Source organism: Ideonella azotifigens (assembly GCF_021043325.1).
Taxonomy (GTDB): domain Bacteria; phylum Pseudomonadota; class Gammaproteobacteria; order Burkholderiales; family Burkholderiaceae_C; genus Ideonella; species Ideonella azotifigens.
In genome coordinates, this window is sequence record NZ_JAJNKD010000021.1 from 24,373 (window position 1) to 46,748 (window position 22,376).

23 protein-coding genes are annotated in these 22,376 nt (G+C 65.3%); 3 read left to right on the plus strand and 20 right to left on the minus strand.

What is annotated here, in order from left to right; genetic code table 11:
• Positions 1-51: 51 nt before the first annotated feature.
• The gene (locus LRH25_RS28490) at positions 52-1,005 is read right to left on the minus strand and encodes an NAD-dependent epimerase/dehydratase family protein (RefSeq protein WP_141285385.1); all 954 of its coding nucleotides are present in this window, start codon (positions 1,003-1,005) and stop codon (positions 52-54) included.
• Positions 1,002-2,204: a glycine C-acetyltransferase gene (kbl, locus tag LRH25_RS28495; RefSeq protein ID WP_141285383.1), complete on the minus strand. Its 1,203-nt coding sequence runs from the start codon at positions 2,202-2,204 to the stop codon at positions 1,002-1,004. Before kbl ends, LRH25_RS28490 begins: the two co-directional genes overlap by 4 nt.
• 144 nt (positions 2,205-2,348) lie before the next feature.
• Here kbl and LRH25_RS28500 point away from each other — a divergent pair, with 144 nt between their 5' ends.
• Positions 2,349-2,924, plus strand: a complete 576-nt coding sequence (locus LRH25_RS28500) for a helix-turn-helix domain-containing protein (RefSeq protein ID WP_141285381.1) — start codon at positions 2,349-2,351, stop codon at positions 2,922-2,924.
• Positions 2,925-3,010: 86 nt separating this feature from the next.
• Here LRH25_RS28500 and LRH25_RS28505 read toward each other — a convergent pair whose 3' ends face one another.
• Positions 3,011-4,255: a YihY family inner membrane protein gene (locus tag LRH25_RS28505; protein WP_231012986.1), complete on the minus strand. Its 1,245-nt coding sequence runs from the start codon at positions 4,253-4,255 to the stop codon at positions 3,011-3,013.
• A 19-nt stretch (positions 4,256-4,274) separates the two neighbouring features.
• Here LRH25_RS28505 and LRH25_RS28510 point away from each other — a divergent pair, with 19 nt between their 5' ends.
• Complete coding sequence (locus LRH25_RS28510; RefSeq protein ID WP_231012987.1) at positions 4,275-4,688, plus strand: DUF2069 domain-containing protein; 414 nt, start codon at positions 4,275-4,277, stop codon at positions 4,686-4,688.
• Positions 4,685-6,091, plus strand: coding sequence for an FAD-binding oxidoreductase (locus LRH25_RS28515; protein ID WP_141285375.1), 1,407 nt, complete (start codon positions 4,685-4,687; stop codon positions 6,089-6,091). Before LRH25_RS28510 ends, LRH25_RS28515 begins: the two co-directional genes overlap by 4 nt.
• Before the next feature lie 18 nt (positions 6,092-6,109).
• On the opposite strand, the gene LRH25_RS28520 is transcribed toward LRH25_RS28515, so the two are convergent.
• From LRH25_RS28520 to LRH25_RS28600, 17 genes are all read right to left on the minus strand, one after another.
• Positions 6,110-6,628 carry a DUF1178 family protein gene (locus LRH25_RS28520; RefSeq protein ID WP_141285373.1) on the minus strand — a complete coding sequence of 173 codons (519 nt, stop codon included), beginning with the start codon at positions 6,626-6,628 and terminating at the stop codon, positions 6,110-6,112.
• A gap of 7 nt (positions 6,629-6,635) precedes the next feature.
• Complete coding sequence (locus LRH25_RS28525; RefSeq protein ID WP_141285371.1) at positions 6,636-7,268, minus strand: NUDIX domain-containing protein; 633 nt, start codon at positions 7,266-7,268, stop codon at positions 6,636-6,638.
• Positions 7,255-7,599 carry a DUF2818 family protein gene (locus LRH25_RS28530; protein WP_141285369.1) on the minus strand — a complete coding sequence of 115 codons (345 nt, stop codon included), beginning with the start codon at positions 7,597-7,599 and terminating at the stop codon, positions 7,255-7,257. Before LRH25_RS28530 ends, LRH25_RS28525 begins: the two co-directional genes overlap by 14 nt.
• A gap of 19 nt (positions 7,600-7,618) precedes the next feature.
• On the minus strand, positions 7,619-9,121 hold the full coding sequence (gene nuoN / locus LRH25_RS28535) for an NADH-quinone oxidoreductase subunit NuoN (protein WP_141285367.1): 1,503 nt from the start codon (positions 9,119-9,121) through the stop codon (positions 7,619-7,621).
• A 19-nt stretch (positions 9,122-9,140) separates the two neighbouring features.
• On the minus strand, positions 9,141-10,616 hold the full coding sequence (locus tag LRH25_RS28540; RefSeq protein ID WP_141285365.1) for an NADH-quinone oxidoreductase subunit M: 1,476 nt from the start codon (positions 10,614-10,616) through the stop codon (positions 9,141-9,143).
• 19 nt (positions 10,617-10,635) lie between these two features.
• A complete protein-coding gene (gene nuoL, locus LRH25_RS28545) occupies positions 10,636-12,672 on the minus strand; it encodes an NADH-quinone oxidoreductase subunit L (RefSeq protein WP_211361297.1) in 2,037 nt (678 codons plus the stop codon).
• 25 nt (positions 12,673-12,697) lie between these two features.
• Complete coding sequence (gene nuoK / locus LRH25_RS28550; protein WP_141285363.1) at positions 12,698-13,012, minus strand: NADH-quinone oxidoreductase subunit NuoK; 315 nt, start codon at positions 13,010-13,012, stop codon at positions 12,698-12,700.
• The gene (locus LRH25_RS28555) at positions 13,009-13,647 is read right to left on the minus strand and encodes an NADH-quinone oxidoreductase subunit J (protein WP_141285361.1); all 639 of its coding nucleotides are present in this window, start codon (positions 13,645-13,647) and stop codon (positions 13,009-13,011) included. The genes nuoK and LRH25_RS28555 overlap by 4 nt, the downstream gene beginning before the upstream one ends.
• A gap of 60 nt (positions 13,648-13,707) precedes the next feature.
• Positions 13,708-14,205 (minus strand): NADH-quinone oxidoreductase subunit NuoI, encoded by a 498-nt coding sequence (gene nuoI / locus LRH25_RS28560; protein WP_141285359.1) that lies wholly within the window; start codon positions 14,203-14,205, stop codon positions 13,708-13,710.
• Between the two features lie 15 nt (positions 14,206-14,220).
• Positions 14,221-15,276 (minus strand): NADH-quinone oxidoreductase subunit NuoH, encoded by a 1,056-nt coding sequence (nuoH, locus tag LRH25_RS28565; RefSeq protein WP_141285357.1) that lies wholly within the window; start codon positions 15,274-15,276, stop codon positions 14,221-14,223.
• Between the two features lie 23 nt (positions 15,277-15,299).
• Positions 15,300-17,615, minus strand: coding sequence for an NADH-quinone oxidoreductase subunit NuoG (gene nuoG, locus LRH25_RS28570; protein ID WP_231012988.1), 2,316 nt, complete (start codon positions 17,613-17,615; stop codon positions 15,300-15,302).
• A gap of 16 nt (positions 17,616-17,631) precedes the next feature.
• Positions 17,632-18,978, minus strand: a complete 1,347-nt coding sequence (gene nuoF / locus LRH25_RS28575; protein WP_141284704.1) for an NADH-quinone oxidoreductase subunit NuoF — start codon at positions 18,976-18,978, stop codon at positions 17,632-17,634.
• A gap of 3 nt (positions 18,979-18,981) precedes the next feature.
• Positions 18,982-19,515, minus strand: a complete 534-nt coding sequence (locus LRH25_RS28580; protein WP_375140553.1) for an NADH-quinone oxidoreductase subunit NuoE family protein — start codon at positions 19,513-19,515, stop codon at positions 18,982-18,984.
• Positions 19,512-20,765 carry an NADH-quinone oxidoreductase subunit D gene (locus tag LRH25_RS28585; protein ID WP_141284701.1) on the minus strand — a complete coding sequence of 418 codons (1,254 nt, stop codon included), beginning with the start codon at positions 20,763-20,765 and terminating at the stop codon, positions 19,512-19,514. Before LRH25_RS28585 ends, LRH25_RS28580 begins: the two co-directional genes overlap by 4 nt.
• Before the next feature lie 13 nt (positions 20,766-20,778).
• Positions 20,779-21,378, minus strand: coding sequence for an NADH-quinone oxidoreductase subunit C (locus LRH25_RS28590; RefSeq protein WP_141284699.1), 600 nt, complete (start codon positions 21,376-21,378; stop codon positions 20,779-20,781).
• A 21-nt stretch (positions 21,379-21,399) separates the two neighbouring features.
• Entirely contained in the window at positions 21,400-21,876 is a 477-nt protein-coding gene (locus LRH25_RS28595) for a NuoB/complex I 20 kDa subunit family protein (RefSeq protein ID WP_141284697.1), read from the minus strand.
• 75 nt (positions 21,877-21,951) lie between these two features.
• Positions 21,952-22,311, minus strand: a complete 360-nt coding sequence (locus tag LRH25_RS28600; protein ID WP_141284717.1) for an NADH-quinone oxidoreductase subunit A — start codon at positions 22,309-22,311, stop codon at positions 21,952-21,954.
• Positions 22,312-22,376 lie beyond the last annotated feature (65 nt).

The following is a 22,376-nucleotide window of genomic DNA, read 5'->3' on the forward strand; positions in this document are numbered from 1 at the left end:
TGAAGAAAGCCGCTCCCCGTGCGCGGCTTTGTCGTTTTGCCTGCGGCGGCTTCAGGCCGCCAGCAGCGGGCGCAGCTGGGTCAGCATTTCCTTGACCATCGCCCTCAGGTCGAACTCGGCCTGCCAGCCCCAGTCGGCCTGCGCGGTGCTGTCGTCGATGGAGCGTGGCCAGCTGTCGGCGATCGCCTGGCGGAAGTCCGGCGCGTAGCCGATCTCGAAGCCCGGCAGTTCGGCGCGGATGGCTTCGGCGATCTGGGCTGGCGTGAAGCTGATGCCACCCAGGTTGTAGGCGTGGCGCTCCTTGACCCGCTCTGCGGGCGCGCCCATCAGCTCCAGCGTGGCGCGTATCGCGTCGTCCATGTACATCATCGGCAGCGCGGTCTCTGCACCGAGGAAGCTGGTGTAGCGATTGGCCTTGAGCGCCTCGTGGAAGATCTCCACTGCGTAGTCGGTGGTGCCGCCCCCGGGCGGGGTCTTCCAGCTGATCAGGCCGGGATAGCGGATGCTGCGCACGTCCACGCCGTGCATGCGGTGGTACCAGGCGCACCAGCCTTCGCCGGCCAGCTTGGAAATGCCGTAGACCGTCGTCGGCTCCATCACGGTCTTCTGCGGCGTGTGGTCGCGCGGCGTGGTCGGGCCAAACGCGGCGATGGAGCTGGGCCAGAAGACCTTGTCCAGCTTGTGCGTGCGGGCGAGTTCCAGCACGTTCAGCAGGCCCTTCATGTTCAGGTCCCAGGCCCACATCGGATGCTGCTCGCCGCGCGCCGAGAGGGCAGCAGCCAGGTGGTAGACCTGGGTGATGCCGTGGCGCTCGGCGATCTGCGTCAGCGCCGCGGCGTCGGTCACGTCCAGCGCCTCGTGCGTCAAGCCAGGCACGCGGCCCTTGGGCGACAGGTCGCTGGTGATCACCGCGCCATTGCCGTGGCGTGCGGCCAGCGCTTCGGCCAGCTCGGTGCCGATCTGGCCGTTGGCGCCGATGATCAGGATCTTTGGAGTCCCGCTCATTTCACCAGTCCCAGTTCACGGCCCGCTTGGGCGAAAGCGGCCACAGCGCGCTCCAGGTGGTGGCGGTCATGCGCCGCGCTCATCTGCACACGGATGCGGGCCTGGCCCTTGGGCACGACCGGAAAGAAGAAGCCGACGACGTAGACGCCCAGTTCCAGCAGCCGCGCGGCCAGCTTCTGCGCCACGACCGCGTCGTAGACCATGATGGGCACGATGGCGTGGTCGCCCGGCTTGATCTCGAAACCCGCGGCCTGGATGGCTTCACGGAAATACGCGGTGTTGTCGGCCAGTTTGTCGCGCAGCGCGGTGGAGGCTTCCAGCAGGTCCAGCACCGCGATGGACGCGCCGACGATGCTGGGCGCCACGGTGTTGGAGAACAGGTAAGGCCGCGAGCGCTGGCGCAGCAGCTCGATGACTTCCTTCTTGCCGCTGGTGAAGCCGCCGGAGGCACCACCCAACGCCTTGCCCAGCGTGCCGGTGATGATGTCGACCTTGCCGAACACACCGCGGTGTTCGTGCGTGCCGCGGCCGGTCGCGCCCATGAAGCCGCTGGCATGGCATTCGTCGATGCCCAGCAGCGCACCGTGCTGGTCGCACAGCTCGCGCATCTCGGCTAGCTTCGCGACCGTGCCGTCCATCGAGAACACGCCGTCGGTGAAGACCAGCTTGAAGCGGGCACCTGCCGCTTCGGCCTCCTGCAGGCAACGCGCCAAGTCGGCCATGTCGTTGTGCTTGTAGCGGAAGCGCTTGGCCTTGCACAGGCGGATGCCGTCGATGATGGACGCGTGGTTCAGCTCGTCGCTGATGATGGCGTCGTCCTCGCCCAGCAGCGGCTCGAACAGGCCGCCGTTGGCGTCGAATGCCGCGGCGTAGAGGATGGTGTCTTCGGTGCCGAGGAAGCGGGCCAGGCGGGCTTCCAGGCTCTTGTGCAGGTCCTGCGTGCCGCAGATGAAGCGCACCGATGACAGGCCGTAGCCATGCGTGCGCAGCGCTTCGTGCGCGGCCTCGATCACCTGCGGATGGCTGGACAGGCCCAGGTAGTTGTTGGCACACAGGTTGATGACCTCGCGGCCATCGGTGGTGCGCACCTCTGCACCCTGGGGTGTGGCGATGATGCGCTCAGCCTTGTACAGGCCGGCATCCCGGATGCCTTGCAGCTCCGTGCGCAGGTGGGCGTAGAAATCGGTGGCGCTGGCCATGGTCATGTCCTTGTCTTGCAGCACAATGCGTGTTCACTGCGGAATTCAACGTTCGATATATCGAACATAAATGCAGTATCGTGTACGCCAGTGAGCGGCGTCAAGACCTGTTCGACCGAAAAAGCCAGCCGAAAGCCCAGCAGCATGTCCTCTCGCCTGTCACCAGAACCGCCACGCGTGGGCGCCACGCTGGCCGGCCTGCGCCAGGCGCGAGCGCTGTCGCTGGACGAGCTGTCGCGGCAGGCGGGCGTGTCCAAATCGATGCTGTCACAGATCGAGCGCAACCAGGCCAACCCCACGGTGGCCGTGGTCTGGCGGCTGGCCAACGCACTGGGCGTGACCATGGCCGAGCTGCTGAGCGGCGACAAGCCGGAGCTGCCCAGCATCGTCACCATGCCGGCGCATTCCACGCCCGCCATGCGCAGCCCGGACGGCTCCTGCGAGCTGCGCATCCTCGGCCCCATCGAACTGGCCGGCCAGTTCGAGTGGTATCACCTGACGGTGCAGCCAGGCGGCGCGTTGGCCTCCGAGCCGCATGAGCCAGGCTCGCGCGAGCACTTGACGGTACTGTCAGGCAACCTGACGGTGGAAGCCGGCGACAGCCGGGCCGAGTTGGCAGAGGGCGAGACGGCGCGCTACGCGGTGGACCAGCCGCATGCGATTCGCAATCCAGGCGATTCGCCGGCGCTGGGCCTGCTGGTCGTGCTACACCCAGCCTGAACCGGTGCACCCAGCCTTGCCAGTACGCAAGGCCACCCGCCAGGTGGGTTGGCAGGACCAATTGGGGCGACCCGGCACGGCCCCGCCTAGCGCCGCAGCAGATCTGCCACCTTGAGCTGGTCCAACCCGGCCCTCTCGCGGAAGGCCTGCACGCTGTCTGCAGGCCCGAGCAGCAGCTCGTTGATCATGCCGCTGGCGGAGGTGCGCTCCGGGTCGCACAGCAGCACGTAGCGCGCGCCCTGAGGCGGGTTTTGCTCATCCAGCCGCGCAATCACATCCAGCGAGATCAAGGTTTCCAGCACCGGTTCGATCTGCAGAGGGTCGGTCTTCAGGCTTTCGGCCAGCGCGGCCAGCGACACACCGTGGCCCTGCCCTGCTCGCGCGTCCAACAGGGTCTGCAACACCCGCATGGCCAGCGCGAACATGCGGCCAGGCCGGCGTGGCGTGTGTACCAGGCGCATCTGCAAGCTGGGCGCGTAGGCTGCGATCACTGCGCCCATCAGCACGATGACCCAGCCGAGGTAAAGCCAGAGAAGGAAGATCGGCGCAGTGGCGAACGCGCCGTAGATCGCCGAGAAAGTTGCCACGGAGCCTACGTACCAGGCCATCGCCCGCTTGGCGACCTCAAAGCCGATGGCGACGAACAGGCCCCCTGACATTGCATGCCGCCACCTCACCTCCGTGTTGGGCACGTAGCGGAACAGTGCGGCCATCGCCATCGCCAGCAGGCAGAACTCGATGATGTCCAGCACCAGCTTCAGGCCACCCGGAATTGCGCTGACCATGCCGCGCGATTCTGTCAGCGCGTACGAGGTCAGGCTCAGGCTGATGCCCAGCATCAGCGGCCCCAGCGTGATGGCGGCCCAGTAGACCAGCACGCGCTGTGCGATGGGCCGCGGCTTGCGCACGCGCCAGATGCCGTTGAGCGTGCGGTCGATGGTCAGCATCAGCGACAAGGCGCTGAACAGCAGCACCGCCAGGCTGGCGCTGCCCAGGCGGTTGGCCTTGGCGGCGAACTGCGTCAGCGCACCCAGCACCGGCTTGGCGATCGCGTCCGGCACGAGGGTCTGCAGGAAGTACTTCTGCAGCGAGTCCTGGAACTTGCCGAACATCGGGAAGGCGGTGAACAAGGCCAGCATCACCGTGACCAGCGGCACCAGCGCGATCAGTGTCGTGAAGGTCAGGCTGCCGGCGCTCAGGCCCAGGCGGTCCTCGCGGAAACGCTCGCGCAGCGTGCGCAAGGTGTCATACCAGGGCCACGTGCGAAGCGCCTCCAGCGTGGCCGCCACGCCGGCCTGCCAGTGCCCGCGCAGGGCAGTTTTGGAAATCATGGCGACTATGATGCCAGCCATGTCCGATGCGTCGTTTTCCTCCGCGCCACAGGCGCCCGATCAGGTGGTGCGCGCGAGCCGCGCGCTGGCCCTGGGCAGCCTGCTGGGACTGATCGTGCTGGGCCTGGCCTGGGAGCTGTGGCTGGCCCGCACCGGCAGCGGCTTGCTGGCGCTGAAGGTGCTGCCGCTGCTGGCGCCGCTGCCCGGCCTGCTGCGCCACCGGCTCTACACCTACCGCTGGCTGAGCCTCTTGGTCTGGCTGTATTGCACCGAAGGCCTGGTGCGCGCGACCAGCGAACACGGCATCGGCCAATGGCTGGCCACGCTGGAAGTGCTGTTGTGCCTGCTGCTGTTCGTGGCCTGTGCACTGCAGGTGCGCTGGCGGCTGAACCAGGCCAGGCTGAAGAACCTTGCCAGCGAGCAAGCCGCATGAAACAGGAAGCCTTGCTCGCACAACTGGCCGAGATCGTCGGCAGCAGTCACGTGCTGTTCGAGGGCGACCTGAGCGCCTGGGAACTGGACTGGCGCAAGCGCTACCGCGGCAAGGCGCTGGCGGTGGTGCGGCCGGTGGACACCGCCCAGGTCGCCGCAGTCGTGAAGGCCTGTGCGGCACATGGCGCTGCGCTGGTGCCGCAAGGCGGCAACACCGGCCTGGTCGGTGGCGGTGTGCCGGACGACAGTGGCACGCAGGTGCTGCTGAGCCTGGGCCGCATGCAGCGTGTACGCCAGCTGGACAGCGCAAACCTGACGATGACCGTGGACGCTGGCTGCGTGCTGCAGGCGGTGCAACAGGCCGCGGACGCCGCCGGCCTGCTGTTCCCGCTCAGCCTCGCGGCCGAAGGCAGCTGCACGATTGGCGGCAACTTGGCGACCAACGCCGGTGGCACCCAGGTGCTTCGCTACGGCAATGCACGCGAGCTGTGCCTGGGGCTGGAAGTGGTCACCGCGGAAGGCGACATATGGGACGGGCTGTCCGGCCTGCGCAAGGACAACACCGGCTACGACTTGCGTGACATGTTCATTGGCAGCGAAGGCACGCTGGGCATCATCACCGGCGCCACGCTGAAGCTGTTTCCTAAACCTGCAGCGCGCATGACGGCGCTGGCCGCCTGTGCCGACGTGCCGGCTGCGGTGGACTTGCTGACGCTGGCCCGCCAGCGGCTGGACGCCGGGCTCACGGGCTTCGAGCTGATGTCGGCATTTGCGCTGCAACTCGTGGCGACGCATTTCCCGCAGCTGCCACGGCCGTTGCCGAACGCCGCCTGGGCCGTGCTGCTGGAGCTTTCCGGTCAGGACGAAAGCCAGGCCCGCGGAGCGCTCGAAGCGCTGCTGGGCGAGGCGATGGAACAAGGGCTGGTGGACGACGCGGTGGTGGCCGAAAGCCTGGCCCAGTCCTCGGCGCTGTGGCACCTGCGCGAATCCATTCCGCTAGCACAGGCCGAGGAAGGCCTGAACATCAAGCACGACATCGCCCTGCCCGTCTCGGCGATTCCTGATTTCGTGGCCGAGACCGACGCCGCGCTGGCCCGGCTGGTGCCCGGTGCGCGGCTGGTCAACTTCGGCCACCTGGGCGACGGCAACCTGCATTACAACGTGCAGGCCCCCGAGGGCGGCTCGGCTGCAGCGTTCCTCGCCACGCACGAGCCGGCGGTCAACACGCTGGTGTACGACGCGGTGAAGCGCCACGGCGGCTCGATCTCGGCCGAACACGGCATTGGCGCGCTCAAGCGCGACACCTTGCCGCTTTACAAGTCGCCGGTGGCGCTGGGGCTGATGCGGGCGATCAAACAGGCGCTGGACCCGCACGGGCGGCTGAACCCGGGGCGCATGCTGTAGCGCAGCCCCGGTTGGCGCTCAGTGACGCGGGCCGGCCAAACCTTCAGGCACCGGCAGCGCCAGCACCTCGATGCCTTCGTCGCTCAGCTCGGCACGCTGTTCCGCCGTGGCCTGGCCGCGGATGCTGCGGCTTTCGGTCTCGCCGTAGTGCATGCGCCTGGCTTCTTCCGGGAAACGCTCGCCGACGTCTTCGGTCTTGCTCAGCACCTGCTGCACCATGCCCATCCAGGCAGTTTGCAGTGCTGCCAAGCCTTCGGGGGAGATCGTGAGCTGCTGCTGCGCCATGCCCCCACCGGACGCTTCAGGCGTGGCTTCGGGTAACGGCTGGGTCTTCTCGGTGACCGCCCGGGAGGGCTTGGGTGGCTTGGCGCCGGACAGGTTCAGGCGCGGCGCGCTGGGCAGGCGTTCGACCTGGGCATCGCCACACATCGGACAGCTGAGCAGACCGTTTTGCTGCTGGTCGACGAAATCCTGCTCCGAACCGAACCAGCCTTCAAATCCATGTCCGCCTGCGCAGCGGAGGTTCCACACCTTCATCTGCGCATTATGGGCAGCTGGCCAGCTTCGCAGTGGGTTGCCAGTCCAAAGTCCATTGGCCGGAACGCCACTTTTGCAACCACAACAGGCAGATCAGCGTCTTGGCGTCGGTCAGTTCGCCGCGCGCGGCCAGGGAGTCCAACTCGGACTCCTGCATCAGGCACAGGTCGATCAGCTCGCCGTAGTCCAGTTGGCGCTCGCCCAGCGTCAGGCCGCGGGCGAACCATATCTCGATGAACTCGTTGGAATAGGCGGCCGCGTTGTGCAGCACGCCGGCGCAAGCCCATTCGGCCGCTCGGTAACCGGTTTCCTCGGCCAGCTCGCGCATCGCAGCGACAACACGCGACTCGCCCGGGTCCAGCTTGCCGGCCGGGAATTCCAGCAGCACCTGCTGCAGCGGGTAGCGGTACTGACGCTCCAGCACCAGCCGGCCATCGTCCAGCATCGGCACGATGACCACGGCACCAGGGTGCACGATGTATTCGCGTGAAGCCTCGCCGCCATCGGGCAGCGCGATCTTGTCGGCGCGAACGTCGAGGAAGTGGCCGACGTAAGCCTGTTTGCTCGACAGCGTGCGTTCGACCAGGTGCGCCTCGGGTGCGGCGTGCTGCGAATCCCCGGTCCCGTCAGGCAACGCCATCGTGCAGTTCCTTGGCGGTCAAGGAGGCGGGCTTGGCCGGTTTGCGCAGCTGGCGCCAGACAAAGCCCGGCGAGGCCAGCGTCAGGAACAGGCAGCCGGTGGCAACGAAAAACTCCCACTGCTGCGGTGAACGCTGCCCGAGCTGCGCTTCCAGCGCAAAACCAAGCGCCAGCGTCAAGCCCCACAGGATCAGCAGCTCCAGCAGGCGCCAGGCAAAAGCCTTGGGCGCGAGCCGCGGGCCGACGACCAGCATGCGCTCGCTGAAAAATGGCAGGTTGGCGGCGATGATCGCCACCACCAGCACCAGCCAGACGGCTGCTGTCTGCGTCATCGGGTGCGGCTGTTGAGGCTCACCCGGCCAGCGCGGCCAGGATCACGTCGCGGCACAGGCCCATCAGGCCGTCCGGCAGCAGGCCCAGCACCAGCGCAGCAGCACCATTGCAGGCCAGCAGCACGCCCACACCGCCTTGCGATGCGACAGGCGTCGCATCCTTGGGCGGGTCGAAGTACATGACTTTGACAATGCGCAGGTAGTAGAACGCGCCGATCAGCGACAGCAGCACCGCGACGATGGCCAGCACGATGTAGCCATGCACATTGGTGCTGACCAGGGCCTGCACCACCGCGAACTTGGCGTAGAAGCCCACCATCGGCGGCACGCCTGCCAGCGAGAACATCAGCACAGTCATCACGCCGGCCAGCCAGGGCTTGCGCCTGGCCAGGCCTGCCAGGTCGTTGACCTCTTCGCTCTCGAAGCCTTCACGGCTCAGGAACATGATCAGGCCGAAGGTGGCCAGCGTCGTCATCACGTAGGTGATGATGTAGAACAGCGCCGAGCTGTAGCCGTTGGCAGCGGAAGCCGTGTCGCCCTGGATCACCGTGGGCGTGAAGCCCAGCAGCATGAAGCCCAGCTGCGCGATGGCCGAGTAGGCCAGCATGCGCTTCAGGTTGGTTTGCGCCACGGCGGCCAGGTTGCCCAGTGCCATCGACAGCACCGACAGCACGATCAGCATTTCCTGCCAGTCCTGCGCCAGGCCGCTCAGGCCTTCGACCAGCACGCGCAGCGTGATCGCGAAGGCGGCCAGCTTGGGCGCGCCGCTGATCAGCAGCGTGACCGAAGTCGGCGTGCCCTGGTAGACGTCCGGCACCCACATGTGGAACGGCACCACACCCAGCTTGAAGGCCAGGCCGGCAACGATGAACACCACACCGAAGGTCAGCACGGTGCTGTTGACGCCACCCTTGCTGATGACGTCGAAGACTTCGTCGATCTGCAGCGAGCCGGTGGCGCCGTACATCATCGACATGCCGTACAGCAGGAAACCGCTGGCCAGCGCGCCGAGCACGAAGTACTTCATTGCGGCTTCGGTGGACACGCCGTGGTCACGCCGCAAGGCGGCCAGCGCATACAACGACAGGCTCATCAGTTCCAGGCCCACGTAGATGACCAGGAAGTTGTTGGCCGAGATCATCACCGAGATGCCCAGCAGCACGAACATCGACAGCGAGAAGAACTCGCCCTTCTGCAGTTCGCGCGAGCCGTTGTAGGGCTGGGCGTAGGCAATGGTCAGCATCATGGCCAGCGCCGCGCACAGGGCCAGCAAATGGCCCATCGGGTCGGACACGACCAGGCCTTGCATCGCGTAGACCGAAGCCGCGGCACCTTCAGTGCCCAGGCCGTTCTTCAGGGCCACCGCGTGCATCACTGCCACGCCGGCCAGCGAGGCCTGGGTCAGCCAGAAGGTCAGCCGCCGGCGTGGCTCGGTGACGCCGAGGTCCACCAGCGCGACCACGCAAGCCGCAATCAGCAGCAGGATTTCAGGGTAGACGACGAGCCAGTTCATTTGAGTCATGGTGTGCATTCCCGGCGCATCAAGGCAGTTTGGAGACAGCCACGTGCTTGAGCAGCTCGGTCACGGAGACATGCATCACGTCGGTGAAGGGCTTGGGGTACAGGCCCATGGCCAGCACGGCCACGGCCAGCAGCGCCAGCATCAGGAATTCGCGGGCATTGATGTCGGTCAGTTCGCGCACGTGGTCGTTGGCCACTTCGCCGAAGTAGACGCGCTTGTACATCCACAGCGTGTAGGCCGCACCGAAGATCAGCGCCGTGGCAGACAGTGCGCCGATCCAGAAGTTGAAGCCCACGGCGCCCAGGATCACCATCCACTCGCCGATGAAGCCCGCCGTGCCGGGCAGGCCGCAGTTGGCCATGGCAAACAGCAGCGCAAAGGCGGCGAACTTCGGCATCGTGTTGACCACGCCACCGTAGGCGGCGATCTCCCGCGAGTGCACACGGTCGTACAAAACGCCAATGCACAGGAACATCGCGCCAGACACGAAGCCGTGCGAGATCATCTGCACGATGGCGCCGGAGACACCCAGCTCGTTGAAGATGAAGAAGCCCAGCGTGACGAAGCCCATGTGGGCGATGGACGAATAGGCGACCAGCTTCTTCATGTCCTGCTGGACCATCGCCACCAGGCCGATGTAGATCACCGCGATCAACGACAGCGCGATCATCAGCCAGGCGTAGTGATGTGCGGCGTCAGGGGCGATGGGCAGCGAGAAGCGCAGGAAGCCGTAGGCACCCAGCTTCAGCATGATGGCGGCCAGCACCACGGAACCACCGGTCGGCGCCTCCACGTGGGCGTCCGGCAGCCAGGTGTGCACCGGCCACATCGGCACCTTGACCGAGAAAGCCGCGAAGAAGGCGAAGAACAGCAGCGTCTGCGCGTCCATCGGCAGCGGCAGCTTGTGCCATTGCTGGATCTCGAAGCTGCCACCCGACTGGAAGTAAAGGTAGGTCAGCGCGATCAGCATCAACAGCGAACCGAGCAGCGTGTAGAGGAAGAACTTGAAGGCTGCGTAGACGCGCCGCGGGCCGCCCCAGATGCCGATGATGATGTACATCGGGATCAGCGTGGCCTCGAAGAACACGTAGAACAGCAAGCCGTCCATTGCGCTGAACACGCCGACCATCAGGCCGGACAGGATCAGGAAGGCACCCAGGTACTGGTGCGCCCGTTCGGTGATGACCTCCCAGGCTGCGATCACCACGATGATGGTGATGAAAGCCGTCAGCAGCACGAACCAGACCGACAGGCCGTCGACACTCAGGTGGTAGCGAACGTGGAAACGCTCGATCCAGCCGGCGTTCTCGACGAACTGCATCGCTGCAGTGCCGGTGTCGAAGCCGGTGATCAGCGGCAGCGTGACCAGGAAGCTCAGGATCGCACCGACCAGCGCGATCCAACGCGCCGCATTCGCGTTCTGCTCCCGCCCCACAGCCAACAACAAGGCGCCGAAAGCAATCGGCAGCCAGATGGCAACGCTCAAAAGACCCATTCTTGTTCTCCGCCCTCGTTCAATGGCCGATCAGGCTCATCAGATAGGGCCACAGCTGCCAGGTCATCAGACCGAAGACGCCCAGGACCATCACCAGGGCATACCAGGAAAGGTAGCCCGTTTGCACCGTGCGCACGATGGAGGCAAAGCCGCCCACCGCACGCGCCGAGCCGTTGACCAGCACGCCATCGATCAGCGCGATGTCGCCGCCCTTCCACAGGCCCACGCCCAGCAGGCGGGCGCCCGCGGCCAGCACGTTCTCGTTGAACCAGTCCATGTAGTACTTGTTCTCCAGCACGCGGATGACCGGCGACAGTGCCCGGCCGATCGCCGCCGGAATGGCTGGGCTGACCATGTAGAAAACATAGGCCGTCACCACACCGGCCAGCGCCAGCCAGAACGGCAGCGAGGTGAAGGCATGCACGCCCATGGCCGCAGCGCCGTGGAATTCCTCGGCCAGCGACTCCATCGCATGGTGCGCCTCGGGATTCACGAAGATCGCATCCTTCAGGAAGTCGCCATACAGCATCGGCTGGATGGTCATCCACCCGATCACCACCGACGGGATGGCCAGCAGCACCAGCGGCGCGGTGACGACCCACGGCGACTCATGCGGCGTGTGCGCATGGCCGTGGCCATGGTCGTCATGCTCGTCGTGGTGATCGTGTTCGCCGGGGAACGGCTTGTGGTGGAAGTGTTCCTTGCCATGGAAAACCAGGAAGTACATCCGGAAGCTGTAGAAGGCGGTGACGAACACACCGGCAGTCACGGCGAACTGCGCGAAGCCTGCACCGGGCAGGTGGCTCGCGGCCACCGCCTCGATGATCGAATCCTTCGAGTAGAAGCCGGCGAAGAACGGCGTGCCGATCAGCGCCAGCGAACCCAGCAGCGAGGTGATCCAGGTGATGGGCATGTACTTGCGCAGGCCGCCCATGTTGCGGATGTCCTGGTCATGGTGCATGCCGATGATCACCGAACCGGCGCCGAGGAATAGCAGTGCCTTGAAGAAGGCATGCGTCATCAGGTGGAAGACCGCCACGTTGTAGGCCGAGACGCCCAGCGCCACCGTCATGTAGCCCAGCTGTGAAAGCGTGGAGTACGCAACGACGCGCTTGATGTCGGTCTGGATGATGCCCAGGAAGCCCATGAACAGCGCGGTGATCGAGCCGATGACCAGCACGAAATTCAGCGCGGTGTCCGACAGCTCGAACAGCGGCGACATGCGCGTGACCATGAAGATGCCGGCGGTCACCATCGTGGCCGCGTGGATCAGCGCCGAGATCGGGGTCGGGCCTTCCATCGAGTCCGGCAGCCAGACGTGCAGCGGGAACTGCGCAGACTTGCCCATCGCGCCGATGAACAGGCAGATGCAGGCGACCGTCAGCATGCCCCAGTCGGTACCGGGGAAGCCCAGCTTGGCCAGCTCGCCGGACTTGGCGAACACCTCGGCATAGTTCAGCGAGCCGCCATAGGCCAGCAGCAGGCCAATGCCCAGGATGAAGCCGAAGTCGCCCACGCGGTTGACCAGGAAGGCCTTCATGTTGGCGAACACGGCCGTGGGCTTCTTGAACCAGAAGCCGATCAGCAGGTACGACACCAGGCCCACCGCTTCCCAGCCGAAGAACAGCTGCAGGAAGTTGTTGCTCATCACCAGCATGAGCATCGAGAAGGTGAACAGCGAGATGTACGAGAAGAAGCGCTGGTAGCCCGGATCCTCTTCCATGTAGCCGATGGTGTAGATGTGCACCATCAGCGACACGAAGGTCACCACGCACATCATCATCGCGGTCAGGCCGTCGATCAGGAAGCCGACTTCCATCTTCAGGCCACCGACGTTCATCCACTCGTAGATCGTCGCGTTGAAGCGGGCACCGTCGATCGCCACCGACTTCAGCACGCTGGCCGAGATCAGGAAAGCGACCAGCACGCCGAGGATGGTCAGGACGTGCGAGCCACGCCGGCCGACGGCCTTGCCGAACAGGCCGGCAATGATGGAGCCGACCAGCGGCGCCAGTGGCACCGCCAGCAGCAGGTTCTGTGAGAGTTGTGTTGACATGTTCTTCTGGACTCCGTGGTGCGACTCAACCCTTCAGGGTGTCCAGTTCGTCCACCGCGATGGTGGAGCGGTTGCGGAACAGCACGACGAGGATGGCCAGGCCGATGGCCGACTCGGCCGCCGCGACGGTGAGGATGAAGAACACGAAGACCTGGCCGTCCATGTTGCCAAGGTAGTGCGAGAAGGCGACGAAGTTCATGTTCACCGCCAGCAGCATCAGCTCGATCGCCATCAGCAGCACGATCAGGTTGCGACGGTTCATGAAGATGCCCACGACCGACAGCGCGAACAGGAAGCCGCCCAGCGTCAGGTAGTGGTACAGCGTGATGCCGGCGCTCATGCCTTGTCTCCTTCAGGCGTCTTGGGAACCGACGGTGCTTCGATGACCGCGTCCATCTTGACAATTCGGAAGCGGTCTGCGGCCTTGACGCGCACCTGCTCCGACGGGTTCTGCGAACGGCTGTCCTTGCGCTGGCGCATGGTCAGCGCGATGGCGGCGATCATGGCCACCAGCAGCAGCACTGCGGCGACCTGCAGCGGGTACAGGTACTGGGTGTAGATCTCGACGCCCAGTGCGCGGGTGTTGCCCAGCTTCATCACCGCTTCAGGCATGGCCTTGGCGGCCGGCAGGTTGAAGCCGCTCTTCATCACCAGGTACATCTCGAGCGCGATCAGCACGCCGACAAAGCCGGCCAGCGGGAAGTGGCTCCAGAACCCTTCGCGCAGCTTGTCGGTGCTGATGTCCAGCATCATCACGACGAAGAGGAACAGCACCATCACGGCACCGACGTAGACCAGCACCAGCGTGATGGCCAGGAACTCGGCGCGCAGCAGCATCCACACGCACGAAGCGTTGAAGAAGGCGAGCACCAGGTAGAGGGCCGAATGCACGGTGCTGCGTGCGGTGATGACCATGAAGGCCGACACCAGCAGCACGGCTGAGAAGAGGTAGAACAGGGCGGAGGTGGTGTTCATGTTGTTGCGCGCCGTGAGGGCACGCCGAACCCGCAGGCCGGACGAAACCGGCTGCCGGGCTCAGCGGTACTTGGCGTCGGCCTCCTTGTTGGCGGCGATCTCTTTTTCGTAGCGGTCGCCCACGGCCAGCAGCATGTCCTTGGTGAAGTACAGGTCGCCGCGCTTTTCGCCGTGGTATTCGAAGATGTGCGTCTCGACGATGGAGTCCACCGGACAGCTCTCTTCGCAGAAGCCGCAGAAGATGCACTTGGTCAGGTCGATGTCGTAGCGCGTGGTGCGGCGGCTGCCGTCGGCGCGCACGTCGGACTCGATGGTGATGGCCATCGCCGGGCAAACGGCTTCGCAGAGCTTGCAGGCAATGCAGCGCTCTTCGCCGTTCTCATAGCGGCGCAGCGCATGCAGGCCGCGGAAACGTGGCGAGGCCGGGGTCTTTTCCTCGGGAAACTGCACCGTGATGTTGCGCGAGAAGAAGTGCCGGCCGGTGACGGCCAGGCCTTTCCACAACTCCAGCAGCAGGAAGCTGGTGAAGAGGTCCTTGATGGCGGCAAAAGTAGACATGTGTGCTCGCTCCCTTTATGGCCAGATGTTCAGCGGCGACTGGATCCACAGACCCACGACGACCAGCCACACCAGCGTGACAGGGATGAAGATCTTCCAGCCCAGACGCATGATCTGGTCGTAGCGGAAGCGCGGGAAGGTGGAGCGGACCCAGAGGAACATCGTGACGACCACGAAGACCTTGACGGCCAGCCAGCCCCAGCCGTTGGGCAAGAAGCTCACCGGGCTGAGCCAGCCGCCGAGGAACAGCAGCACGGTCAGCATCGAGACCAGGATCATGTTCGCGTATTCCGCCAGGAAGAACATCGCGAACGACATGCCCGAGTACTCGATCATGTGGCCGGCGACGATTTCCGACTCGCCCTCCACCACGTCGAACGGGTGGCGGTTGGTCTCGGCCAGGCCGGAGATGAAGTACACGAAGAACACCGGCAGCAGCGGCAACCAGTTCCACGACAGGAAGCCGACGCCCATGTCTGCCATGCGGCCACGGCCCTGCTGCATCACGATGTCGGTCATGTTCAGGCTGCCCGAGACCATCAGCACGATGACCAGCGCGAAGCCCATCGCGATTTCATAGGACACCATCTGCGCTGAAGCGCGCAGCGCGCCGAGGAAGGCGTACTTCGAGTTCGAGGCCCAGCCGGCGATGATCACGCCATAGACCTCCATCGAGGTGATGGCCATCAGGAACAACAGGCCAGCATTGACGTCGGCCAGCACCACTTCCGGACCGAACGGCACCACGGCCCATGCGGCCAGCGCCGGCATGATGGTCATGATGGGGCCGATGAAGAACAGGCCCTTGCTGGCCGCCGTCGGGCGGATGATTTCCTTGAAGATCAGCTTGACCGCGTCGGCAATCGGCGTCAGCAGGCCGAACGGGCCCACCCGGTTCGGGCCCGGACGGATCTGCGTCCAGCCAATGGCCTTGCGCTCCCACAGCGTCAGGTAGGCGACGCAGCCGAGCAGCGGCAGCATCACCACGATGATCTTGATCAGGGACCAGACGATGGGCCAGAGCACGCCGCCCATCAGCGCCAGTCCGGCTTGGTTGAAGTTGTCGATCATGAGCGTTGGTTCCTGCGTGGCTTTCAGGCCGCGGCGACCGTGAGGGAGCCGAACATCGCGCCGAGGCCGGCCGTGTCCGGATGGCCTGCCGGCACGCGCACCGTGCCTGCGGCGAGGCTGGCGTCCAGCTTGGCCGGCAGCAGCACCGAGGCGCTGCCCTGCGTCACGCGCACCTTGGCGCCCTCGCGCAGGCCGAGCTCGGCCCACAGCGCGGCGGGCAGGCTGGCAACCGGCGGCTTGGCGTCAGCCGTCAGCTGCAGTGAGGTGGCACGGCGCACCAAGCTGTCGGTGCTGTAGATCGGCACGTCAGCCAGGCGCTGCAGGCCGGCCGCAGCGGGTGCGAGCGGCGTGGCAGATGCCTTGCTGGCGTTGGACAGGCGCTCCGCCAGCGAGGCCACATTGCCCAGCGCTTCGTGGCGCACTTCCTCGACCGTCTCCTGGGAGAAACCTTCCAGGCCCAGCAGGTTGCCCAGCACGCGCAACACCTTCCAGCCCGGCCGGCTGTCGCCCAGCGATTTGACGACGCCGTGGAAGGCCTGCAGGCGTCCTTCGGCGTTGACGTAGCTGCCGGCGGTTTCGGTGAACGGCGAGATCGGCAGCAGCACGTCGGCGTTGTCGACCGCGGCGTCCTTGAACGGCGTCAGTGCCACGACAAGGCCGGAGGCCTGCATCGCGGCACGGGCAGCGGCTGCATCGGCCGCGTCCAGCACCGGCTCGACGTTCAGCAGCAGCAGCGCCTTCATCGGTTGCGACAGCATCTGGCCGGCGTTCAGGCCGCCGTTGCGCGGCTGCGCGCCCACCAGCTGCGCGCCGACACTGTTCGCGGCCTCGCCCAGGTAGCCGACGCTGGCGCCGGTTTGCGCGGCAATCCAGTTGGCCAGCGACAGCAGCGTGGCCGCTTGCGGGTGCTGCGCGGCGGCGTTGCCCAGCAAAATGGCTTTTTGCGACCCGGTCAGCAAGGCCTGCGCAATCGCTTCGGCTTCGGCCGAGACCATTGCGTTGGCCGGAGCCGCCACGCCATTGGCGCTGGCGATGTAGCCGGCAATGTCGGCCAGCGACTGGGCCCAGGCATCAGGCGCGGCGGCCAGGCGGCCGGTCAGCGTCAGCGCCCAGTCGTCCTGCGCGGCATTCAGGCTGAACACCTGCGCGCCGCGGCGCGCGGCCTGGCGGATGCGCTGCGCGAACAGCGGATGGTCCTTGCGCAGGAAGGAGCCGACGACCAGCACGCGGTCCAGCGAGGACAGTGAGGCAATCGAGGCACCGAGCCAGCGCGTGCCCTCGCCTGCCGTGAAGTCGGCATGGCGCAGGCGGTGGTCGATGTTGTCGCTGCCCAGGCCGCGGACCAGCTTGGCCAGCAGATGCAGCTCTTCGACGGTGCTGTGGGCCGAGCCGAGCGCGCCGATGCCGGACACGCCGAACTCACCCTTCACGCGCTTCAGGCCGTCGGCGACGTAACCCAGCGCGGTATTCCAGTCGACGCTGACCCACTCGCCGCCTTGCTTGATCATCGGCGTGGTCAGGCGCGACGGGCTGTTGACAGCCTCGTAGCTGAAGCGGTCGCGGTCGGCGATCCAGCATTCGTTGACGTCGTCGTTCTCCAGCGGCACGATGCGCAGCACCTGGTGGTTCTTGACCTGGACGATCAGGTTGGCACCGGTGGAGTCATGTGGGCTGACGCTCTTGCGGCGCGACAGTTCCCAGGTCCGGGCGCTGTAGCGGAAAGGCTTGCTGGTCAGCGCGCCGACCGGGCAGATGTCGATCATGTTGCCCGACAGCTCGGAGTCGATCGTCTGGCCGACGAAGGTCGTGATTTCCGAATGCTCGCCGCGATGCTGCATGCCCAGCTCCATCACGCCGGCCATTTCCTGGCCGAAGCGCACGCAGCGAGTGCAGTGGATGCAGCGGCTCATCTCGGCCATCGAGATCAGCGGGCCGACGTCCTTCGGGAAGACGACGCGCTTCTCTTCCTCGTAGCGCGAGGAAGAACCGCCGTAGCCGACGGCCAGGTCCTGCAGCTGGCATTCGCCGCCCTGGTCGCAGATGGGGCAGTCCAGCGGATGGTTGATCAGCAGGAACTCCATCACCGAGCGCTGGGCCTTCAGGGCCTTGTCGCTCTTGGTGCGGACAATCATGCCTTGCGTGACTGGCGTGGCGCAGGCCGGCATCGGCTTGGGCGCCTTCTCCACGTCCACCAGGCACATGCGGCAGTTGGCCGCGATGGACAGTTTCTTGTGGTAGCAGAAGTGCGGGATGTAGGTGCCGGCAGCGTCGGCTGCATGCATCACCATGCTGCCTTCCGGCACCGAGACCTTCTTGCCGTCGAGTTCGATTTCGAGCATGTTGGGTTTGCCCCGGTCAGACGTAGGACGGGACCGTGCAGGTCTTGTGGTCGACGTGGTGGACGAATTCGTCCCGGAAGTGCTTGAGCATGCCGCGCACCGGCATGGCAGCCGCATCGCCGAGCGCGCAGATGGTGCGGCCCATGATGTTCTCGGCCACGTTGTCCAGCAGCGCCAGGTCATCGGCCCTGCCCTCGCCATGTTCCACGCGGTGGACCAGGCGGTGCAGCCAACCGGTGCCTTCGCGGCACGGCGTGCACTGGCCGCAAGACTCGTGGGCGTAGAAGTAGGCCAGGCGCTCCAGGCTCTTGACCATGCAGCGGGTCTCGTCCATCACGATGACTGCCCCCGAGCCCAGCATCGAGCCGGCCTTGGCGATGGAGTCATAGTCCATCGTGCACTCCATCATGATGTGAGCCGGCAGCACCGGGGCCGACGACCCACCGGGAATCACGGCCTTCAGCTTCTTGCCGCCCTTGACGCCACCGGCAAGCTCCAGCAGCTTGGAGAACGGCGTGCCCATGGGGATCTCGTAGTTGCCGGGACGTTCGACGTCGCCGACCATCGAGTAGATCTTGGTGCCGCCGTTGTTCGGCTTGCCGCATTCGAGGTAGGCCTGGCCGCCATTGCGGATGATCCAGGGCACCGCTGCGAAAGTCTCGGTGTTGTTGATCGTGGTCGGCTTGCCGTACAGACCGAAGCTGGCCGGGAACGGCGGCTTGAAGCGCGGCTGGCCCTTCTTGCCTTCCAGCGACTCCAGCAGCGCAGTTTCCTCGCCGCAGATGTAGGCACCAAAGCCGTGGAAAGCATGCAGCTGGAAGCTGTGCTTGCTGCCCAGGATGTTGTCGCCCAGCAGGCCAGCGGCGCGAGCTTCTTCCAGCGCGGCTTCGAAGCGGTCGTAGACCTCGAAGATCTCGCCGTGGATGTAGTTGTAGCCCACCGAGATGCCCATCGCGTAGGCAGCAATCGCCATGCCTTCGATGACGATGTGGGGGTTGTACATCAGGATGTCGCGGTCCTTGCAGGTCCCCGGCTCGCCTTCGTCCGAGTTGCAGACCAGGTACTTCTGGCCCGGGAACGCGCGCGGCATGAAGCTCCACTTCAGGCCGGTCGGGAAACCCGCGCCGCCACGGCCGCGCAGGCCGGAACCCTTGACCTCGGCGATCACCTGGTCCTGGGTCATCGGCTCGCCGCCGTCCACGCCAAGGATCTTGCGCAAGGCCTGGTAGCCGCCGCGTGCCTGGTAGTCCGCCAGGCCCCAGTTGCTGCCGTTCAGGCCGGCATAGATCTGGGCGCCAATGTGGCGGTCATGGAAGCAGGTCGCACTGCCGGTGGTCTGGAAACGGGAAAGATCGAGTGCCATGGTTCAGGCCGCCTTTCCAGCTTCGGTGCGCATCATCGCGACCATTTCGTCGAGCTTGTCGTTGCTCATGTAGCTCAGCATCTGCCGGTCGTTGACCAGCATCACCGGCGCGTCGGCGCAGGCGCCCAGGCATTCGCACTTGGCCACGGTGAACAGGCCGTCGGCAGTGGTGCCACCGTCCTCGACGTTCAGCGACTTGCACAGATGCTCCAGCGCGCCCTGGCCGTTGCGCAGCTGGCACGGCAGGTTGGTGCAGACGTTCAGCTTGAACTTCCCCACCGGCTGCTGGTTGTACATGTTGTAGAAGGTCGTGACCTCGTGCACCGCCATCGCAGGCATGCCCAGGTAGACAGCGATCGCCGCCTCGGCCTCGGTCGAAACCCAGCCCTGCTCCTGCTGCACGATGGACAGGCAGGCCATCACGGCCGACTGCGCCTGTTCCTTCGGGTACTTCGCGACTTCACGCGCGAATCGCGCCTGCGTCGCTTCGCTCAGCGAAGCCGCAGACGCCTGGTGGGTGACGGTGTCAGTCATCATCGATCGATCTCGCCAAACACGATGTCCATGGTGCCGATCACCGCAACGGCGTCGGCAATCATGTGGCCACGGGCCATTTCGTCCAGTGCCGCCAGGTGCGGGAAGCCGGGCGCGCGAATCTTCAGGCGGTAGGGCTTGTTCGCGCCGTCACTCACCAGGTAGATGCCGAACTCGCCCTTCGGGTGCTCGACAGCGGCATACGCCTCGCCTTCGGGCACGTGGAAGCCTTCGGTAAAGAGCTTGAAGTGGTGGATCAACTCTTCCATGCTGGACTTCATGTCCAGGCGCGAAGGCGGCGCGACCTTGTGGTTGTCGGTGATGACAGGGCCAGGGTTCTTGCGCAGCCATTCCACGCACTGCTGGATGATGCGGTTGGACTGGCGCATCTCGGCCACGCGCACCAGGTAGCGGTCGTAGGTGTCGCCGTTGACGCCAACGGGGATGTCGAAATCCATCTTGGCGTAGGCGTCGTACGGCTGCTTCTTGCGCAAGTCCCAGGCGATGCCCGAACCCCGCAGCATCGGGCCGGAGAAGCCGAGGTTCATCGCGCGCTCGGGCGTGACGATGCCGATGCCGACCGTGCGCTGCTTCCAGATCCGGTTGTCGGTCAGCAGGGTTTCGTAGTCATCGACGTTCTTCGGGAAACGCTTGCAGAAGTCGTCGATGAAGTCGAGCAACGAGCCTTGGCGGTTCTCGTTCAGCGCCTTGATGGCACGCTCGTTCTTGATCTTGCTGACCTTGTACTGCGGCATGCTGTCCGGCAGGTCGCGGTAGACGCCACCCGGCCGGTAGTAGGCCGCGTGCATGCGCGCACCGGAGACGGCCTCGTACATGTCGAACAGATCTTCCCGCTCGCGGAAGCAGTAGATCAGCATGTTCATCGCACCGCAGTCCATGCCGTGCGCGCCCAGCCACATCAGGTGGTTCAGCAGCCGCGTGATCTCGTCGAACATCACGCGGATGTACTGCGCACGGATCGGCACATCAATGCCCATCAGCTTCTCGATCGCCAGGCAATACGAGTGCTCGTTGCACATCATCGAGACGTAGTCCAGCCGGTCCATGTAGGGCAAGGACTGGATGAAGGTCTTGGTCTCGGCCAGCTTCTCGGTGGCACGGTGCAGCAGGCCGATGTGCGGGTCGGCGCGCTGGATGACTTCGCCGTCCAGCTCCAGCACCAGGCGCAACACGCCGTGGGCGGATGGATGCTGCGGACCGAAGTTCAGGGTGTAGTTCTTGATTTCTGCCATGACGTTCCCGGACTCAGTGCAGGCCGCCGTAGTTGTCTTCACGGATCACGCGGGGCGTGATTTCGCGTGGCTCGATCGTGACCGGCTGGTAGATCACGCGGCGGCTCTCGGCGTCGTAGCGCATCTCGACATGGCCCGACACCGGGAAGTCCTTGCGCATCGGGTGGCCGATGAAGCCATAGTCGGTCAGGATGCGACGCAAGTCGTTGTGACCTTCGTAGATGATCCCGTACATGTCGAAGGACTCGCGCTCGAACCAGTTCGCCGAGCTCCAGATCGGCGTCAGCGAAGCCACCACCGGCACGTCGTCGTCAGGCGCGTAAACCTTCAGGCGCAGGCGCCAGTTCAGCGTGACCGACAGCAGGTGCGAGACGGTGCAGTAGCGCAGGCCGTCCCAAGGCAGGTCCTTGTACGAGGACATGTCCAGGCCGCACAGGTCGATCAGTTGTTCGAACTTCAGTTGCGGATGGTCGCGCAGCGTGGTGGCCACGTCGGCGTAGTCTGCCGCCTTGACGGTGAGGGTCAGCTCGCCGCGCTCGCGCTGGAGGCGCGCAATGCGCCCGCCCAGCACCGATTCGAGCGCCGCTTGCAGGGTATCGAGTTTCTGCGTCATGGGATGCCTTGCCTGCTGACTTCAGCGGGCGATGGTGTTTTCGCGGCGGATCTTGGCCTGCAGTTGCAGGATGCCGTAGAGCAGTGCCTCGGCCGTGGGCGGGCAGCCCGGCACGTAGACGTCGACCGGCACGATGCGATCGCAGCCGCGCACGACCGAGTAGCTGTAGTGGTAGTAGCCGCCGCCGTTGGCGCAGGAACCCATCGAGAGCACCCAGCGCGGCTCGGCCATCTGGTCATAGACCTTGCGCAGCGCCGGTGCCATCTTGTTGCACAGCGTGCCGGCGACGATCATCAGGTCGGACTGCCGCGGGCTGGGCCGGAACAGCATGCCGAAGCGGTCGATGTCGTAGCGCGCCGCACCGGCGTGCATCATTTCCACGGCGCAGCAGGCCAGACCAAAGGTCATCGGCCACAAGGAACCGGTCTTGGACCAGTTGACGAGGGTGTCCACCGAGGTGGTGACAAAGCCCTCTTTGAAAACGCCTTCAATACCCATGCTTGTGTGCCTCTCGCAGCGAGGTCAGCGGCGCCACGCGCCCTGCCCCAAAAAACTGGCCAGGGGTGGTGCCCCTCATTCCCAATCGAGGGCGCCTTTTTTCCATTCGTAGGCAAAGCCCACGACCAGGATGGTCAGGAAGACCATCATGGCCCAGAAGCCTGACGCGCCGATGTCGCGCAGCGACACCGCCCACGGGAACAGGAAGGCAATTTCCAGGTCAAACAGGATGAAGAGGATGGCCACCAGGTAGTAGCGCACGTCGAACTTCATGCGGGCGTCTTCGAAGGCCTCGAAGCCGCACTCGTAGGGCGAGTTTTTCTCCGCGTCCGGGCGGTTGGGCCCGAGCAGGAAGCCGAGCAGCTGCGGCGCAACGCCGACGCCGACTCCGACCAGAATGAAAAGGATGACGGGCAAATACGGTTGCAGGTCCATGGTCGGCGGGTTCCCAGCAGTCATCAAAAGTCTCATCCGGCAACAAAAAAGCGCGCCGCTCTCGC

Excerpts from the sequence above, each read along its gene's own strand:
- LRH25_RS28490 (WP_141285385.1), bottom strand. The coding sequence starts at position 1,005 with ATGAGCGGGACTCCAAAGATCCTGATCATCGGCGCCAACGGCCAGATC.
- kbl (WP_141285383.1), bottom strand. The coding sequence starts at position 2,204 with ATGGCCAGCGCCACCGATTTCTACGCCCACCTGCGCACGGAGCTGCAA.
- LRH25_RS28500 (WP_141285381.1), top strand. The coding sequence starts at position 2,349 with ATGTCCTCTCGCCTGTCACCAGAACCGCCACGCGTGGGCGCCACGCTG.
- LRH25_RS28505 (WP_231012986.1), bottom strand. The coding sequence starts at position 4,255 with ATGATTTCCAAAACTGCCCTGCGCGGGCACTGGCAGGCCGGCGTGGCG.
- LRH25_RS28510 (WP_231012987.1), top strand. The coding sequence starts at position 4,275 with ATGTCCGATGCGTCGTTTTCCTCCGCGCCACAGGCGCCCGATCAGGTG.
- LRH25_RS28515 (WP_141285375.1), top strand. The coding sequence starts at position 4,685 with ATGAAACAGGAAGCCTTGCTCGCACAACTGGCCGAGATCGTCGGCAGC.
- LRH25_RS28520 (WP_141285373.1), bottom strand. The coding sequence starts at position 6,628 with ATGAAGGTGTGGAACCTCCGCTGCGCAGGCGGACATGGATTTGAAGGC.
- LRH25_RS28525 (WP_141285371.1), bottom strand. The coding sequence starts at position 7,268 with ATGGCGTTGCCTGACGGGACCGGGGATTCGCAGCACGCCGCACCCGAG.
- LRH25_RS28530 (WP_141285369.1), bottom strand. The coding sequence starts at position 7,599 with ATGACGCAGACAGCAGCCGTCTGGCTGGTGCTGGTGGTGGCGATCATC.
- nuoN (WP_141285367.1), bottom strand. The coding sequence starts at position 9,121 with ATGACTCAAATGAACTGGCTCGTCGTCTACCCTGAAATCCTGCTGCTG.
- LRH25_RS28540 (WP_141285365.1), bottom strand. The coding sequence starts at position 10,616 with ATGGGTCTTTTGAGCGTTGCCATCTGGCTGCCGATTGCTTTCGGCGCC.
- nuoL (WP_211361297.1), bottom strand. The coding sequence starts at position 12,672 with ATGTCAACACAACTCTCACAGAACCTGCTGCTGGCGGTGCCACTGGCG.
- nuoK (WP_141285363.1), bottom strand. The coding sequence starts at position 13,012 with ATGAGCGCCGGCATCACGCTGTACCACTACCTGACGCTGGGCGGCTTC.
- LRH25_RS28555 (WP_141285361.1), bottom strand. The coding sequence starts at position 13,647 with ATGAACACCACCTCCGCCCTGTTCTACCTCTTCTCAGCCGTGCTGCTG.
- nuoI (WP_141285359.1), bottom strand. The coding sequence starts at position 14,205 with ATGTCTACTTTTGCCGCCATCAAGGACCTCTTCACCAGCTTCCTGCTG.
- nuoH (WP_141285357.1), bottom strand. The coding sequence starts at position 15,276 with ATGATCGACAACTTCAACCAAGCCGGACTGGCGCTGATGGGCGGCGTG.
- nuoG (WP_231012988.1), bottom strand. The coding sequence starts at position 17,615 with ATGCTCGAAATCGAACTCGACGGCAAGAAGGTCTCGGTGCCGGAAGGC.
- nuoF (WP_141284704.1), bottom strand. The coding sequence starts at position 18,978 with ATGGCACTCGATCTTTCCCGTTTCCAGACCACCGGCAGTGCGACCTGC.
- LRH25_RS28580 (WP_375140553.1), bottom strand. The coding sequence starts at position 19,515 with ATGATGACTGACACCGTCACCCACCAGGCGTCTGCGGCTTCGCTGAGC.
- LRH25_RS28585 (WP_141284701.1), bottom strand. The coding sequence starts at position 20,765 with ATGGCAGAAATCAAGAACTACACCCTGAACTTCGGTCCGCAGCATCCA.
- LRH25_RS28590 (WP_141284699.1), bottom strand. The coding sequence starts at position 21,378 with ATGACGCAGAAACTCGATACCCTGCAAGCGGCGCTCGAATCGGTGCTG.
- LRH25_RS28595 (WP_141284697.1), bottom strand. The coding sequence starts at position 21,876 with ATGGGTATTGAAGGCGTTTTCAAAGAGGGCTTTGTCACCACCTCGGTG.
- LRH25_RS28600 (WP_141284717.1), bottom strand. The coding sequence starts at position 22,311 with ATGGACCTGCAACCGTATTTGCCCGTCATCCTTTTCATTCTGGTCGGA.